Below are 17876 nucleotides of genomic sequence, written 5' to 3'. Positions count from 1 at the left end.
TTATACTAAATACGAAACAATTTCTTGTTTATTATATGACATTAAGAAAATTTGATTCTCAATTTGGAAATAAGGTTGAGGGATCATTTTTGGCATGTCATTTAATAAGGTGTTTTCGTATAGCAAGTTGGATGCATCAGTTACGCAAAGGTTTAAGCGATAATTGGAATTATCTTTTGTATGATAGGACCAAATTAATTTATTTTCCGAACGACTTACCCATGCTGTGTCCACAATTGTAACATTTTTTAAATGGCTAGGCAGGTCGCCTGTATAGGGGATAGGCATCTTTATTGAACGACAATATTCTTCGACAATATTAGACTTTTCGATCATCTTTTTTGCGTGAAATATATTTATATATTCTTCGAAACCGTATTGGATTGTCCGAGGTCTCACTTTAATGAAGTCGAGAAACGTATCTACCCAGATGTATTCGTGTGATAAATATCTTACTGCTCCTTCAAAGTTTAGCAATAATATACCTTCTCGCAATGGTACATTATCTCCAACGCGTTTAAGAATAAGCGTATTATGTTGAAGAGCTTCTAATGTCCATTCCTTTTCCTCCACTTTTAAATTTTCAACCAAGCCGTTTCCCGAAAAGTCAAATACATAGAAGGTGGGGCTTGTCGTATCTGTGTCCCTTAGTTCCACAGCAATCATTTGAGCCTTTGCGTCCACGACTATTTTCCATATCGACAATGGAAATTTTTTCTCAAATGCTTTATAAATTGTATATTTATTCATTACTGAAATCGAACAACTAGCAAATCAATATATGAGCAAATTTACAAAATCTGTTTTGGCTTTTTTTTTAAGTTTTTTTGTTTTGTTGCCTTTTGCCATTGCACAGAGGGTGTATAAAGTAGATCTTAAGGATGAAATTGGCCCAAATGCATGGCGTACTGTTAATAAAGCCTATAGTGAAGCGAAAATGATACAGGCAAGTACTTTTCTTGTGGAACTCAACACATTTGGCGGAGCGGTTAATTTTGCGGATTCTATCCGCTCGAAGTTATTGAATGCGGATATGAAAACCATTGTGTATATAAATAATAATGCCGCCTCCGCGGGAGCTTTGATCTCGTTAGCGGCAGACGATATTTATATGAACAAAGGTGGGAGCTTAGGCGCCGCGAGTGTCGTGAATCAAGAAGGCGAAATTATGCCTGAAAAATACCAGTCCTATATGAGAGGATTGATGCGGGCAACAGCCGAAGCTAAGGGGAGAGATGCAAAAATTGCGGAAGCCTTTGTTGACCCAGAGATATCTATTCCCGCTCTCAAACCTGATGGTAAATTACTTACGCTAACGTCCTCAGAGGCGTTAAAAGCAGGTGTTATAAAAGCTGAAGTTAAAAATATTGAAGACCTTTATCAGCAAGCTGAAATAAAATCTGCTGATGTTATCCAACATCAAATATCTATAGTTGATAAAATAGTCGCGTTTTTAATTAATCCTATGGTTAGTGGCTTCTTAGTATTGGGAATTATCGGGGGAATTTATTTTGAACTACAGACTCCGGGAATTGGATTTGCATTAGTTGTTGCTTTACTTTCTGCAGCGCTTTTCTTTGCACCGCTCTACTTACAAGGATTAGCTGATAACTGGGAAATCGCCATTTTTGTTGCAGGTGTCGTTCTACTGGTGCTAGAGGTATTTGTAATACCAGGTTTTGGCATTGCTGGAGTGTTGGGGATTATATTCGTGTTATGTGGGCTTGCTTTTTCAATGGTGGATAATGATTTCCTTAACTTTAGTGTAAGTAAGCCAGGGCTTTTGATAAACTCTTTCTTGATTGTGATAGGTGCAATGTTGTTTTCTGTTGTTTTAATGGTGCTTTTTGGTAAGAATATCTTGCGATCCTCTGCTTTTAGAGTGCTGGTATTAGAAGACGAACAGAAGTCGGAAATAGGATATACATCTTCTCAGCGTAAATCAGATCTCATTTACAAGGATGGTATCGCACGTACCGTATTACGTCCATCTGGAAAAATTGAAATCGATGGTGTGTGGTATGATGCTGTGGCGCTTGACGGATTTATTGACGTTGGAGAGAAAGTTTACGTAGAAAAGCATGAAAACTATAACCTTTTCGTTCGGAAATTAAGTGCCAAACCAATGGATACATAGCTGAAAACCAAATAAAAAAGGGATGAAAATTATTTTCATCCCTTTTTTATTTGGTTTTGTTAGAACTTTGCTCCAAACGTTAATACCACATTTGTGCGCTGATGTTTGATATCTGCTGTCGGTGTAGTGGTATTCCAAAAAGTTTCATCGATGATCGTGTATGGACTAACTTTATAGTCATTAACCAAATGAACGACCGCCAAGTCGAGGTATAGGGTATTCGTCAATTTCGCACCTAAACCTAAACTTCCACTGTATTGCGTATTATCGGCATTTTTATAAGGATTTCCATAGTAATTAAATCCCGCACGGCCGCTGATTGCATTGGTGAATAGAAACTCTCCACCTACACGGAAATTAACTACACTTTGATAAGCATCTTTCACTTCTTTGTCCCAGACGTCTTCAGAAGATGGGTCAGCGCCATTAAGAACGCGTCTTTTCGTTGTGCTATAATCTACGAATTCGGCATCAGCACTAACAAAGCCTCTACTGAAGAATTTGGAAAGTCCTAAGTTAAATTTCCAAGGAGTTATCTGACGATAGGTATATGTGGATGGGTTTAAAGGATAAATTTTTTCAAAAGAAGAGAAGCTTGTTGTTGCTTGCTCATCTTCGTAATAGTCAACTTGTATCTTCCTATCGTAGTAGTCGTCTATGGTATACCAGGTAGGGGAAGTAATTGTAGCACCAATGTTCCAGTCTACCGCAGGCTTAAAGATAGCTCCTATTTTAAAATCAACGCCAGATCCTTCCGTATATTGATAGTAATCATCAAATAGTTCATAGTTTTTATCTACAAATTTATTCTTTTCTTTGGTTGGATCTAGGAATTCTGAGTTTGGATTATCCGGCGAGATATGGTCTGCAATTTTGGTCCAACCGTATTCAGAAAACTGTACTGTATGCTCATAACGGAAATTAGTTAGGCCTACTGTTCCTCCGATATATAGTTTGTTGTTGTAATTTCCTCCAAATGCGATAGCGCTTTTATTGCTAAAACCACTGGTAACAACATTACTTACTTGAGTTTTATTTCCAGATTCATAAGGAATAGGAAAGTAGTCTGTTGTTCCGTCCGTCCTATCAAATTGTTCTACCAGATTCATATTTCTTAGGTCGTTGGCAAAATCTTGTCCACCGTAAAACGCTATCTCATCGGAATAGGCGCTAACGATTGTATTATTCGGATTGATGCCTTCGTATCTTACATGATTGTTAAAGTTGTTCGTGTTTTCATAGCTAAATCCAACATTGAAATTTTGCCAACCATGGTAACCTTCGTTTTTTGGAAAGTGAAAAACAGCTCCTGCATGATCAATGGCAAAGCGACCTTTGTTTTTGGTCGTATTTGTTCCAAAATAACTGCTTTTGTTTCCTGTATTGCTGTAAGCAGCAGTGATGGAGATGTCCGATTGTCCGAAAAAACCTAAACCTGCCGGATTTCCTGTTACGCTACTGATATCGCCACCAAGAGCAGTCTTTGCATTTCCTAGCCCTTTAAACCGGGCAGTACCGCTGTTTAATTCTTGAGAAAATAAAAGAGCATCGTCTACGCTCTGTGCATGTGTTATATTTAATGCTGATACAAATAAAGAAGTGAATAGTATATTTTTAAATCTCATATTTTGATATTGATATAAAAAAAATAGCCAATATAAATATTCATATTGGCTATTGATAAATTCTTATCGTCTTCCGCCGCCCCCGGAACGTGTGGCTCCACCACCGCCTCCTGAGCTTCTAGACATGCCTCCGCCACTACTTCCTCTAGACATAGAACTTCCTGACGAACTTCTTGAAGGAGTATACGACGATCCAGAAGAGCTTCGTGTCGAACTACGTGAAGGCGTGTAAGACTCTGTACTTCTAGTTGTTGCGCGTGAAGTGTTTTCACTAGAAACAGGTCTAGTCGTTGAGCGTGACGAATTCGACGTAGATGAACTCACGGAAGACCGTGTTGTCGTACGCGATGTACCCACGCGTGAGCTGTTCGTCGTTCTGGTTGTTGTACCGACTGTTGATCCATCTCTGCTTACCCGACTAGTGCCGACACGCGATGTATTATTGCCAGATACAGTTGAACGTACACGTGACGTCGAGCCCGAAGCAACCCTGCTTGATCTTCCTGTCAAAATTCTTCCATTACCATCTCGTGTAACAGAAGAACTACGCACGCGAGAAGCGCTACCTACACGGCTATTATAACCTACACGTGAGCCTCCTCGTACCATCGCATTTTGAGGTCTTACACGGTAGCGGTTTCCATTATTATAATTTCCACCATAATAATAGTTGTTATATCCATAATATGGATGCCCCCAAGCGTTGTAGCCCCAGTAATTTCCGAAGCCATAATAAGGAGAACCCCAGCCGTATCCCGGATATCCCCAGCCCCATGCATAAGAAGGGTATCCCCAACCGAAACCTAGTGACCATCCGCCGCCCCAGCCCCAGTTAGACCAACCAAAACCTAAGCCGAATCCAGAATAGCCATACCAAGGGTCAAACCAAGGATCGTAATAGCCCATTCCAGGAGTCGCATAATAGAACCGATTTATACGGTTGGCATATTCAAGATCTTCATCGTAATCAAAACCTTCTACATAGTCCTCATCTCCATATTCATCTTCGTAATAAGCATTGTCAGAATATTGCTCCTCTTGTTGTCCATCTGTGTAATAATAATCCGGACTCTGATAGTTCTGAGGAGCTTTGGACTGATTATTATACACATCGTCTTTGTAGGCAACTTGCCTACTTGTTGAACACGAGCTGAATGCAACGATTGCAGCTAATGTAAAACTTCCGAATAATAATCTATTTGTTTTCATGATATCCACTACAGTTAAAAATTCGATAATACAGTCTTTATTATTATCTTAGACGCGTATTTCTGACAGGGGTTTAATCTCGTAATCAAAAATATAAATAAAACTTTAGTGCTCACTAAGGTTTTCGATAATAAGACGGGAATATTACACAATTTGTTACAAAAAATAAAATAAATAAATGGGAAAAGGAATAACAAGTCGTAGTGAGGATTATTCACAGTGGTACAATGACTTGGTAATCAAGGCAGATTTGGCGGAATACGCAGCTGTTAGGGGATGTATGGTTATAAAGCCCTATGGTTATGGTATTTGGGAGCGTATGCAAGCTATCTTGGATAAACGATTTAAAGAAACAGGACATACCAATGCCTATTTTCCTTTATTTATTCCGAAATCTTTCTTTTCAAAGGAGGCTTCTCATGTGGATGGTTTTGCCACAGAATGTGCTGTTGTCACACATTATCGTTTAAAAAATGATGGACAGGGGAATATTGTAGTGGATGAAGACGCTAAGTTGGAGGAAGAACTTATTGTACGTCCTACTTCAGAAACGATCATTTGGAATACCTATAAAGGATGGATTGAATCCTATCGTGATCTACCTATTTTAGTGAACCAATGGGCAAATGTTGTGCGCTGGGAAATGCGGACGCGTTTGTTTCTGCGCACGGCCGAATTTTTATGGCAAGAAGGACATACCGCACATGCGACCAAAGATGAGGCAGTGGCAGAGGCCGAGCAAATGTTGGATGTTTATGCAGACTTTGTCGAAAATATTCTAGCTGTGCCAGTTGTCCGAGGACGAAAAACAGAGAATGAGCGTTTTGCGGGAGCATTAGACACTTATTGTATAGAAGCATTGATGCAAGATGGAAAAGCATTACAGGCTGGAACCTCGCATTTTCTCGGACAGAATTTCGCAAAAGCTTTCGATGTTAAATTTACCTCCAGGGAAGGAAAATTAGAGCATGTTTGGGCTACTTCATGGGGAGTTTCTACGCGGCTGATGGGAGCTTTGATTATGGCGCATTCGGATGATCAAGGATTGGTATTACCTCCTCGATTAGCACCTATACAAGTTGTGATTGTCCCTATTTTTAGAACAGAGGAAGAAAAAGCTAATATTGACAAATTTGTTGATACCCTAACGCAAGAATTAAAAGAAAAAGGAATTTCTTTCAAGTACGACGACCGAGATACACAAAGACCAGGCTTTAAATTCGCAGAATGGGAATTGAAAGGCGTACCATTACGCGTGGCGGTAGGAGCAAGGGACTTGCAAAATGGTACTGTGGAGCTAGCTCGACGTGATACTCAAACAAAAGAAACCGTTTCGCAAGAAGGTTTGGCTGTGGTGATCGAGAATCTTTTGGATATTATTCAAGAAAATATCTTTCAGAAGGCTTTGGACTTCAGAAATTCGCATATCACAGAAGTGAGTTCTTACGAGGAGTTCAAAGAGGTTTTAGAGCATAAAGGTGGATTTATTTCCTGTCATTGGGATGGTACTGTTGAAACAGAAAAACGTGTAAAAGAAGAGACAAAAGCGACGATACGCTGTATCCCTTTGGATGCAAAAGAGGAAGATGGAATCTGTATTTTTACAGGTAAGCCTTCAAAACAACGCGTTCTTTTTGCGAAGGCATATTAATGAATTATTCTATTAGTTCGCTTTACCCACATTTACTGGAAGCGACACATAAAGACTTATAATTTATAAAAAGGTGGTTGCACTCATATTAGGCTGTGGTTGGATTGGAGAAGCTTTTGCTAAGCGTCTGCTAGAACAGGGATATACGGTGTATGCTACCACAACAAAAGAGGACAAATACCAGCATCTCTCAGAACTTGGTATTTGTCCTATTCTTGCCGATTTTGATAAAGCTGTTCGTTATGCTGATTTTCCAGCTCAGGTAGATATTTTGCTCAACAGTATTCCTGCTGTAAAACGTCTAGAAGAGCAAGTATTGATTCAACGATTTGATAGCGTCCATAGGTTGATTTCTAGATTGGCATACAAAAAACATCTATTTTTAAGTTCCATAGGTGTTTACCCCGATCAAGATGGCTCTTTTGCAGAGAACTTTGTTCTTGATCGTATGGATAATTTACAATGTGCTGAAAATAAGATGTTAACTTTAGAACGTACATTGGTTTTTAGATTGGGAGGTCTCTTTGGTGAACAACGTATTTTTGCAAAGTACTTCCAGAATCGAATCTGTACCACAGGTGCCCAATTGGCCAATTTTATACATCAAGAGGACGTATTGGCATTAATCGAGTTGGGATTTCATCATACACTTAAGTCTCCGATATACAATTTAGTGACCCCCGAACACCCCTTAAAACGAGATGTTATTTTGGCTTCAGCCCAAAAATACGGTTACTTCCTTCCTTCCTCATTCGAGGATAACGAAAATTTCCAAAAGATTGTAATTAGTGATAAGATTCAACAGGAATTAAACTATAGTTTTTTATTTAAATCTCCGCTAGAATTTTAAAATATGCGTAGGGAGGCTATTGCGTAGCTTAGTTTTTTGGATGATACTGGCAAATTAATTAAGTTTGATAAATAGATTATTCCCAATTTTACTATAGGAGGGAGTATATAATAAGATTGTTAATTTTCATCTTACTTTAACTATGAAGTTTGCAACAAAAGCCATACATGCCGGACAGGAAGCTGATCCGACAACAGGAGCGGTCATGACACCGATCTATCAGACATCTACCTACCAACAACTTGAGCCCGGAAATCATAAAGGTTTTGAATATTCGAGAGGAACAAATCCGACACGTAAAGCTTTGGAAGATTGTTTGGCGGCATTGGAAAATGGTAAGTTTGGACTCGCATTTTCTAGCGGAATGGCAGCGACAGATACAGTCCTTCGTTTGCTCAATCCTGGTGACGAGGTGATTACAGGTGACGATCTTTACGGAGGAACCTATCGTATATTTATGAAAGTGTATGAGAATTATGGAATTAAATTCGTATTCGTCAATACATCAGATTTGAACGATCTACAAAGCAATATCAATTCGAAAACGAAATTAATTTGGATAGAAAGTCCTACCAATCCTATACTCAAAATAGCCGATCTTCAAGTTATTGGAGAACTGGCAAAGAAAAATAACATACTATATGTTGTTGATAACACCTTTGCGTCTCCTTATCTTCAAAACCCGTTGGATTTAGGCGCAGATATTGTGATGCATTCTGCCACAAAATACTTAAATGGGCATTCTGATGTGGTTATGGGAGCCTTGATCCTCAATGATGAATCCTTATTTAAACGACTATGGTTTTATTACAATGCGGTAGGGGGAACTCCAGGTCCGCAAGATGCATTTCTGGTGCTTCGAGGTCTTAAAACTTTACACTTGCGTATGAAAGCACATTGTGAAAATGGGCGTAAGGTTGCTACATATTTAAGAAAGCATCCAAAAATAGAAAAGGTATATTGGCCTGGATTTGAAGATCACCCCGATTTTGAGATTGCGAAAAAGCAAATGCGTGATTTTGGTGGTATGGTTTCCATTGTCTTAAAAAATGCTGATTTAGCAGAGACTTTTCGTATCGCTTCTCGGTTTAAAGTATTTACATTGGCCGAGTCGTTGGGTGGTGTAGAGTCTCTCGTAAATCATCCTGCATCGATGACACATGGCTCAATTCCAAAGGAAAAGCGAGAACGAGTGGGGGTCGTCGATAATTTACTTCGTTTATCTGTCGGCGTAGAGGATCCAGATGATCTTATTGCCGATTTGGAACAGGTATTTAGTTAAGTTCTACTAAAGCTTAATTTTTCGTTTCAAAATAATGGAGAAGAGGATAGCTACCAAGCAATGCCATAATCTTCTCCATTATTGCTGCTACCTCCCCATAAGCTTTTATGCTTCTCATCAAAATAAATAGCATTTATTGGCCCGCTCGTGCGCTCTCCGAACTGGAGGCTATACCCCATTTTTTGCAATTTATCTAGCACATTTTTAGGTGTGTTTTTATCGAGTAGCAGACTACCTGGTCTGGGTTTGCGATCTTGGAATCCTGTGCCGCCGAGCGAAAGCCAAAGTTGGTTGCTGTTGAAGTTCGGGGCTTCACTAGCTTGTTGGGGTGTCATATCAAATTCAACAACATTCAGAAAAAATTGAAGTAAATTCTGATCTTGTGTATCTCCTCCTTGCACGGCAAATGCTAAAAAAGGTTCACCATTTTTAAGGGCTAAAGAAGGCGTTAACGTTACACGGGGTCTTTTTCCTGGAGCAATAACGTTAAATGGATTGATAATGCTGTCGAGAATGAAACTTTGGAGACGTTGGCTCATCCCAATACCTGTTTTGCCGGCAATACAAGCGGGAAGCCAGCCTCCGCTCGGAGTGATCGATACCACCCAGCCTGCTGAATCTGCTGCTTCAATACTCGTTGTACCGCGCCACAGTCTGTCGGTGTAAAGACTGTCTGAGCGTCTTTTTGCGAAAGCACTTTGTTGTATATCTTGCAAAAAAGAGGGCGTATGGACGACATCATGTACTGGAACGAAGTCATCTTTGCCTGTCTTGGACGAATCTGTTAGTTTTTGTCTTTCTTGCAAGAGCTTTTTATAAGGGTTTACTTGGTTGTTTGCCACATATGGATCTCCGGGAGCTACAATAGGATTGTTCGCCGATCGATTAATTTCAGAGGCACGATCTCTAGCATACTTATCACTTAGTAAAAGCTTAATAGGTGATTTAGGGTTAAAATAAGGGTCTCCATAATAAAAATCTCTATCAGCAAATGCCATATTCATACTTTGATAGAGGGTATGGATATAATCAGGACTATTGTACCCCATAGCCTTTAAGTCAAAGTGCTTCAAAATATTTAGACATTGAAGCATCGCTGGGCCCTGTGTCCACTCTTGTAATTTATATACATCTATACCTTTGTAGTTTATATGCAAGGGTTCTTCAACCAAGGGCCTCCAATTCGTAAGATCTAGTTTGCTGATTAAGCCCCCTTGTTCTTGACTCCCTCTGACAAATTCATCTGCGATATCACCTTTATAGAAACGGTCATTTGCAGCCATAATAGCATCTTTTCTATTCTTGCCTGCTTTTAAAGCCTGTTGTTCTGCCTCTACCATTTTCAGAAGTGTTTGTAACAGATCTTGTTGTACGAATATTTCCCCGGGTTCTGGTGCTTCGCGCGAAGTATCTTGATGTACTAGGAAAACCTGCTTACTGTAAGGCCATTGTCGGATCATGTCTTTCCCCTTTTCTATACTATTGGCCGTCTGTGCATCTATGGGGTAACCCTTGGCCATTTCTATTGCTGGAGTAAGTACCTCGGTTAAACTTTTTGTTCCGTAATCTGCCAACATGAGGCATAATCCTCCTACAGTCCCCGGTGTAACTGCAGCTAACGGACCATATTCAGGAGGGAATGCATATCCTTTTTGCTTAAAAAAATCTACGGTAGCACCGGTAGGCGCTACCCCCAATGCGTTAATGGCAATAACTTTTTTCAATTTAGGATGATAGATTAAGGCCTGTGTTTCTCCTCCCCAACTTAATACATCCCACATCGTACAGGTAGCAGCAAGCATTGCACAGGCTGCGTCAATAGCATTTCCTCCTTGTTGAAAAAGTTGTGCTCCAGCTGTAGCGGCTAATGGTTTACCTGTAATAGCCATCCAATGTTTACCATGTAAAGGTGGTTTTTGTGTGCGTTGAGCAATGACAGGAACAGTAATTAAGATGGAAATAACCCAAAATAAAGACGTGGGAAGTATGGAAGTTAATCGATAATTCGGCATAATCAAGTAGATTGCTTATACAATATAGTTTTTTTTCTTCAATTGATAAAATGTGGATGAAGAGTCTCCGTCGCTTAAAAAAGGTTTCCAACGTCGGGCGACGAGGAAACCTCACTAAACCAATTATTAACCTAAATTATGAAATTATACAAATGTATATATAATCAATCTATATTCAAATTTATTTGTACAATAGAACCTCTAACTTTCAAAAAAGCCCAATAGGTCGGTGTTAAGCCGGTCCGCATGGGTTATATTCAGACCATGAGGCGCATCATTATAAGTAATAAGCAAGCTATGCTTGATTAAGACAGCAGCTTGAGCTGCTGCGGTTTCAAAAGGTACAGTAACATCCTTTTTTCCATGAACGATTAAAGTCGGAACACTAATCCGTTCACATTCTGTTCTGAAATCGGTATCCATCCATGCCTTGGCAGCTTCTACCGTAGCATGTGCTGATGCTTGTGAGGACACAATGAAATCATAATCCAATTGCTCATCGGATACCGCGAAGGGATTGCTATCTGCTCCATAGAACTGCTGATGAAATCCTTTTAGAAAACCCAGCCTGTCTTTAGTTAATTGACTAATGATTTCTTGTAATTTTTCGTCTGGTACTCCATCAGGGTTATCTTCCTTCTGTTTAACCAACGGGATTATAGAAGATATTAATGCTATTTTGGAAACGTTATGTTCGCCATATGTAGAGAGGTATCTGATGACTTCACCACCGCCCATCGAGAATCCAACAAGGATTACATTAGAAAGTTGCAATTTGGTAATGATTGCGTTTAAGTCATTTGCAAATGTGTCGTAATTGTAACCGTTCCAAGGTGCCGAAGATTGTCCGAAGCCTCTTCTATCATAAGCAATAACCCGAAAGCCAGCTTTTACAATTGCCGGTATCTGTCTTTCCCAAGAGTTATGACTCAAGGGCCATCCATGTATCAAAATTACCGGTTGTCCACTTCCATAGTCTAACACATGTAATTGTGTTTCTTCTGAATTCGTTTGATTTACAATTGTTGACATAATATTCTTTTTTATACTACAAATAGAACTGTGTTTTAAAGAAGATGTTTAGGAAAAGAAATTTTAGTACCGCTCTATGAGGTTCTCCTCGATTTTTGCATAGGTGGTTATACGAAAGTTTGAATAGGTATAAAACGCAAAAGAATAGGAGGAAATGCAAGTTTTGTTGGTCTAAATTTTGTTAACATTTGAATGTAAACTTTTAATTATAAACATTATGGGAAATTTGGGAGCAATTAGAGAATTAGTCGATATAAATAATGATCGTATAGCTGGATTTCAAAAAGCTATTGACGATTTGTCCGAAGAGAATAGCGATCTTAAAGGTATTTTTGAGCAGTACCGCAATCAAAGTCAATATTTCAGCCAAGAACTTAACGCTCTTATTGCGCTGCAGGGAGAGGATAAGGAAAAGGGCAACACTTTTGGCGGTACGTTGCATCGCGCTTGGATTGATGTTAAAAGCTTATTTGTCACTAATGATCGCGTTAGTATTTTAAATGAAGTGGAAAGGGGTGAAGATGCTATTAAGGCTGCTTATAAAATAGTATTAGATAACGGTGAGGTAGATGCTGAAATATTAAGTACAGTTATGAATCAAGCATTGGAGATTCGAACAGCGCACGACGATATTAAAGCATTGCGCGATAAAGCAAGGGCAAACGTATCATAGTAACGTTTGCATAAGACGTATAAAAGCAAAGCCTGCGTTTTCGCAGGCTTTTGACTAAACTAAACATGGAGATATCTCCCGACATGTCCTATTGAAACAAAAATCTAAATTTCTTTGTTAATTTATTGATGAATCAAAGGTAGCAGAGACAATATATTTATCGAATATCAATTAGATTAAGCAAGGCATTTTTTCGGTGAAAGCCCCAGATTTGTCGGTGAGACAAAAGCTGTATGTTCCTAAATTAGGATATACTCTTTTATCAAATGAATTCGCTAATCATGAATTCCATTTCCTTCGAGTATCTTCGGAATGTATTTTTTTATTCTCGTTAATCGAGTTGTAGATTGTTTCGCTTGCGTGAAATAAAATAAATAGGCGCGCTGCCTACCTGGACTTAGTGCATAGAAAGCTTTTTCAAGGAGTCTATTTTCTTGAAATTTGTCGCGAAGTTCTTGTGGTATTGGATAGTCTGCTGTAGTTTTTAATACCACCTTTTTCCCTGATTTTTCCAAGGCAATGGCTTCCTTCACGTATTCTTTGATGATATCTTTTTGGGCGTAGATTTCGTCGATATGCGTAAATCTTAACTGCCTTGCCGATTGCACATTTTTTGTCTGTTGAATAAGTATGCCGCGCGTATCAGAAAGTAGGACACCTTTGTGAAATAATAAAGCGCAGTAGGATTTGAAACTGTGTATTAATACCACGTTTTTACCGTAAAAGGTATAACAGGGGTGCATCCACTTAAAATCTTCAATTAATTCCTCACATTCAGAGAGAATTTGCCGTAAGAGTATCATCTCTTCCTTCCATTTTGAAGAATTCTGGAAGAAGTAATCAATCGTTGATTCCATAGTCAATGTATTGTGCCTATAATTTTACAATTAATAATTACGCCAATACAAAGATAATAATACATACGTATTGTAAGCAAAGATGGCTCTAATATGGTGTAAGATGGCTTCGAAGACTTTACCGGATTAATCGATAGGAAAAAAGATGTCACTTGTATATTAAGATACAATGACATGCCATTATCAATCAGAAAGGAACGAGTTTCGCCACGATTGTAAGTTTGTGACTCGCGTAATTAATGAGATATTGTTATATTTACAGCGAGCGTTTGCCTAGATCCAAAAAATAAACCCTAATAGTTGATCCATGAAATTTCTTTGCACGGTATTACTTCTTCTTTTCTTACATCTATCGAGCTCAGCCGTTGATATCGCAGACTACCGTTTTCATAAAATGCCTGAAACATCATACTATGGTGGAATACATAGTATAGTAAAAGATAGTATAGGTAGGATATGGTTTAGCGGATACGATGCTTTATACGTTTATAATGGACATTCCTATATCCAAATGAATGAGTTGGTCACAAGTCACTCTCCCAGTTCGTATTGGAGCTACGGTCAAGTGGTAACAGATCATGAAAAGCGACTTTATGTGGCAACGAATCATGGACTACTTCGTTTTGATTATAAAACCCAAAAGTTTGATCGGATATTGACAGGAAATATTGGAACAATTGCGGTAGGAGACGAAGGGACGATTTGGTTAATCCGAGATGGGAAAATAGAGTCTTTTTATCCCGATCAATTGCCGCTTATAACAAAATATCCATTGCCATCTGATTTGCCTATCTCTGCTTTGATTTGTCGAAAGAAACAGGTTTTTTTTTCTTCAGGAGGAAAGCTTTATCAACTAAATGCAAAAACCAAGCGGCATCATCTATTTACGGATTTAGGAAACCCATCGTTTTTAATCCGTGATGTTATCATTCATGGAGAGGTGGCTTACCTGCTTACACAAAATAATGGTTTGTTCGCTTGTACTGAAGGTGGAAAGGTCGCAACTCACTATAACCTTTCATCAGGCTATGGCCGGTCAGCTAGCACGAAAAGTCTATATTTGGATGCATCCAATATGATTTGGATAGCTACACAAACAGGCCTTTTTTTATTAAATCCGCAGACAAACCAGATCCATTTACTTCGCTCTAATTTTCATTATGCCTATTCGTTACCTAATAACTCCGTGTGGTCAATTTATCCTGATCCAGATGGAGGTGTTTGGGTAGGGACTTACGGTGGGAAATTGGCCTACATGACTTTTTATGACAACGATGTAAACTATTTCAAGCCAACATTGGGAGGACTCAATCATCCGATAGTTAGTTGTTTTGAAGAAGACAACGATGGAAATCTTTGGATCGGTACAGAAGGAGGTGGTTTAAATTATTGGAACAGAAAAATTGATCATTTTTCTTATTATACGCAAGAAAATAATATAGGTATTACATCAAATATGATTAAGAACCTACATTACGATAAAAAAAATAGTCTTCTACAAATTTCAACATTCAACGGAGGAATGGAAGAATTCGATCGGAAGAATGATCGTTTTGTCGATCTCCAGATGTTTCATCCTCAAACATCCCAGCAACTTAGTGTATATGATTTTGCTGTGGAAGGCGACTCCGGAATCTGGATGACAAACCCAGATTCGGAATTACTTTATAAAGACAAGAAAAAAGGCACTACTGAAGTAGTTTCCTTACGTGATTCAGAGGGAAACAAAGTGAGAATGCGTATTGAAACGTTGTTCAGAAATAAAGGAGACAACCTTTGGCTGATGACACATACGGGATTGTACATCGTTAATGTGCATACTCGACGCATTTTAAAACACTATTATATCGCTGACGTTCCCTATGCAGTAAATAATCTTTGCGCCTATTATGCGACTAGCACATCCGATATATGGTTCGGTACTCGAGGTGGGGGAGCAAACAGATTAGACAAAAATGGTAAGTATGTCAATTTCGGCGACAAAGAAGGATTGATGGGAAAGACAGTCTTCGGTATATTGGAGGATACAGATTCGAAGAATATATGGTTTAGTACAAATGACGGCTTATATTACTATGAAAATTCATCTAAAGAAATCAAGAAATTTCTAATAGATGTTCCCAATCTCTGTGGAACGTTTTATGTACGGTCCTGTTTTAAAACATCAAAAAATGAAATGTTATTCGGTGGTACAAATGGCTTTATTATGTTTACGCCAAGTAAGATCAAGCAGAATAACCAAAAACCTAAAGTCTTTTTTACGGATTTGCTGATAAACAATAAAAAAATAATTCCTCAAGAAGAAAATTCTCCGATAAGTCAGGATATTTCTACTTTAGCCTATACCGACAACAAATCAAACAACATAACACTTTCCCATAAGCAGGCAAATATAGAAATAAGGCTTTCAGCCAACAGTTATTTACAGGCCGAAAAAAATCAGTTCTCCTACCGCATGTCTGGGCTATCCGACAAATGGTATACGCTGCCCGCGGGCCAGAAAGCGGTTCAGTTTTTCAATATGCCTGCGGGGAAATACCTTTTTGAAGTCAAGGCCGCTAATAACGATGGATTATGGGGGGATGAAATCTCCCGCTTGTCTTTTGAGGTTACTCCATCGCCATTTTTTTCGATATGGGCTTATTTAATCTATATGATGATTTTCTTATCCATCATTTATTTTATCTGGCAATATTTTACCAATAAAAAAGTGTTTAAGCACCAGTTGGAGATGGAATATATAAAGGAACAGAATATGAAAAAGCTGACGCAAGCCCGTATTAATTTCTTTACGAATATCTCACACGACTTAAAAACACCATTGACATTGGTCGTCGACCCATTGAAACAGTTGAAAGAACTGCTTCCTCAATATCAGGCATCAAATGCCAATACATACGTGCTATTGATAGAGAAAAATGTAAATCGTATTCAGCGGATGATCAGTCAGTTGCTTCAGTTTCGCGAAATTGAGAGCCAAAAAATAACGATGAACAAGCAGCCAGGTGATTTAGTTCAATACATAAAAGGGATCTTTTCATTATTTGAACTCTACGCGAATAAAAAAGGTATTGAAATGAATGTTGTGGCAGATGTGGAGAGTTTTTACACCAAATTTGATCCAGACATTATGGAGAAAATTTTTACGAATTTATTTTCAAATGCAATCAAATATACCACAGAAAACGGTTTTGTAGCGGTTCATATTGTTAGAACTAACAGAGAAGAACTGGCAACCTTGGGGCTTCCAACCAAACATCAAGAACAGTATTTGTCAATAGCTGTGACCAATACCGGCATTGAAATTCCTGCCGAAAAGAGAGAGCAGATATTTGAATCGTTCAATCGTTTAGCATCGGGCAAATTAGTTTTCGAAAGTAGTACAGGTCTCGGGTTAACCATTGTCAAGGAATTGGTTCATTCTTTAGAAGGTCGAGTAATATTAGAATCCAGAGATGGCAAGACCACTTTTTCTGTTATTCTACCATTTACTGTGGATGAGGCAATAGCAGAAGGGAACCAGCCATCTTATGAGTACACCATTTCTGAAATAGACAATATATTAGGCCGTACGGAAAATGTTCATCTTTCGGAAAAACGTACACGTAAAGCAAGTAGTGTGGTTATCATTGAAGATGATCTTGATTTGCGAAACTATATGGAGAAGCGCTTATCGGAACGCTTTAATACATATACCGCTGTAAATGGAAAGGAGGGAATAGCAAAAGCGGAAAAAATATTCCCACAAGTCGTTATTACAGACTTAATGATGCCTGAGGCCGACGGTTTTGATGTATGTCGAAAGTTGCGCTCAAATATAAAAACGAGTCATATTCCTATTGTTGTTTTGTCTGCACTCGGAAAGAACACTGAAAATAAAATCAAAGCTTTAGAGAGTGGAGCCAATGTGTTTATAGATAAACCATTCGATATGGACTTTCTGTTGAAACAAGTTGATAACCTCATCAAGAATCAAAATGAGCTAAGAGAATCGTACAGTAAAAAATACATAGCCGAGCCATCCAAAGTTACCATATCGTCGACAGATGAGGAATTGTTAAAACGGGCCATGGAACATATTGAAAATAACATCAGTAATATGGATTATAATGTGGAAACATTTGTATCCGATATGGGGGTTGGCCGTACTTTACTATACCAAAAGATTAATGATATTTTAGGAATGTCAATCAAAGAATTTATTATGGATATCCGACTAAAACGAGGTGCTCAACTACTCGCGGAATCCGATTTAACTATCGCGGAAATCTCTTACGCAATAGGTTTCAATAATCCCAAACATTTTAGTGTCTGTTTCAAAAAACAATTTGATTTAACACCATCTGAATTTAGAAAGAAATCGTAGATGCCTCATTTTAAATTCAGAGGGCGTTAATCTCCCTCGCGGGGCTTATAGATTTAATAGAATTCGTCACGTTTTCTGAAAATAGTAGCGTATAATGCATTAGCTGTACAAAATAGAACCATTTCTGTACAAACGAGTACCTCTCCTTATCCCTCGAATTCTACTTTTGTACAAGTCGAAAG

12 protein-coding genes are annotated in these 17876 nt (G+C 38.5%); 6 read left to right on the top strand and 6 right to left on the bottom strand.

Going from position 1 to position 17876, the window contains the following annotated elements; all coding sequences use genetic code 11:
- Positions 1-750: a hypothetical protein gene (locus ACSZOX_RS02575; RefSeq protein WP_437918186.1), complete on the bottom strand. Its 750-nt coding sequence runs from the start codon at positions 748-750 to the stop codon at positions 1-3.
- A 31-nt stretch (positions 751-781) separates the two neighbouring features.
- Here ACSZOX_RS02575 and ACSZOX_RS02570 point away from each other — a divergent pair, with 31 nt between their 5' ends.
- Entirely contained in the window at positions 782-2137 is a 1356-nt protein-coding gene (locus ACSZOX_RS02570; RefSeq protein WP_437918185.1) for an NfeD family protein, read from the top strand.
- Between the two features lie 59 nt (positions 2138-2196).
- On the opposite strand, the gene ACSZOX_RS02565 is transcribed toward ACSZOX_RS02570, so the two are convergent.
- Positions 2197-3762: an OmpP1/FadL family transporter gene (locus ACSZOX_RS02565; RefSeq protein ID WP_437918184.1), complete on the bottom strand. Its 1566-nt coding sequence runs from the start codon at positions 3760-3762 to the stop codon at positions 2197-2199.
- Positions 3763-3825: 63 nt separating this feature from the next.
- Positions 3826-4971 (bottom strand): hypothetical protein, encoded by a 1146-nt coding sequence (locus ACSZOX_RS02560; protein WP_437918183.1) that lies wholly within the window; start codon positions 4969-4971, stop codon positions 3826-3828.
- Between the two features lie 178 nt (positions 4972-5149).
- Between ACSZOX_RS02560 and proS the strand changes: the two genes are divergently transcribed.
- The 3 genes from proS (at position 5150) to ACSZOX_RS02545 (ending at position 8754) form a co-directional block, all read left to right on the top strand.
- Positions 5150-6622: a proline--tRNA ligase gene (gene proS / locus ACSZOX_RS02555; protein WP_437918182.1), complete on the top strand. Its 1473-nt coding sequence runs from the start codon at positions 5150-5152 to the stop codon at positions 6620-6622.
- Positions 6623-6695: 73 nt separating this feature from the next.
- Entirely contained in the window at positions 6696-7472 is a 777-nt protein-coding gene (locus ACSZOX_RS02550) for an NAD-dependent epimerase/dehydratase family protein (protein WP_437918181.1), read from the top strand.
- Between the two features lie 142 nt (positions 7473-7614).
- Complete coding sequence (locus tag ACSZOX_RS02545; RefSeq protein ID WP_437918180.1) at positions 7615-8754, top strand: cystathionine gamma-synthase; 1140 nt, start codon at positions 7615-7617, stop codon at positions 8752-8754.
- Positions 8755-8804: 50 nt separating this feature from the next.
- Here the strand turns inward: ACSZOX_RS02545 and ACSZOX_RS02540 are convergent, their stop codons facing one another.
- Both ACSZOX_RS02540 and ACSZOX_RS02535 read right to left on the bottom strand, forming a co-directional pair.
- On the bottom strand, positions 8805-10766 hold the full coding sequence (locus ACSZOX_RS02540; RefSeq protein ID WP_437918179.1) for a gamma-glutamyltransferase family protein: 1962 nt from the start codon (positions 10764-10766) through the stop codon (positions 8805-8807).
- 201 nt (positions 10767-10967) lie between these two features.
- Positions 10968-11798 (bottom strand): alpha/beta fold hydrolase, encoded by an 831-nt coding sequence (locus ACSZOX_RS02535; RefSeq protein WP_437918178.1) that lies wholly within the window; start codon positions 11796-11798, stop codon positions 10968-10970.
- 217 nt (positions 11799-12015) lie between these two features.
- Between ACSZOX_RS02535 and ACSZOX_RS02530 the strand changes: the two genes are divergently transcribed.
- Positions 12016-12471 carry a ferritin-like domain-containing protein gene (locus tag ACSZOX_RS02530; RefSeq protein WP_437918177.1) on the top strand — a complete coding sequence of 152 codons (456 nt, stop codon included), beginning with the start codon at positions 12016-12018 and terminating at the stop codon, positions 12469-12471.
- Between the two features lie 275 nt (positions 12472-12746).
- On the opposite strand, the gene ACSZOX_RS02525 is transcribed toward ACSZOX_RS02530, so the two are convergent.
- Positions 12747-13328, bottom strand: coding sequence for a YdeI/OmpD-associated family protein (locus ACSZOX_RS02525; RefSeq protein WP_437918176.1), 582 nt, complete (start codon positions 13326-13328; stop codon positions 12747-12749).
- A gap of 307 nt (positions 13329-13635) precedes the next feature.
- Between ACSZOX_RS02525 and ACSZOX_RS02520 the strand changes: the two genes are divergently transcribed.
- Complete coding sequence (locus ACSZOX_RS02520; protein WP_437918175.1) at positions 13636-17694, top strand: hybrid sensor histidine kinase/response regulator transcription factor; 4059 nt, start codon at positions 13636-13638, stop codon at positions 17692-17694.
- Positions 17695-17876: the final 182 nt, after the last annotated feature.

It is taken from the genome of Sphingobacterium sp. LRF_L2 (genome assembly GCF_965644235.1).
Taxonomy (GTDB): Bacteria; Bacteroidota; Bacteroidia; order Sphingobacteriales; family Sphingobacteriaceae; genus Sphingobacterium.
The sequence above is the reverse complement of the archived record's forward strand: the minus strand, read 5'-3'. Positions and strand labels throughout refer to the sequence as shown.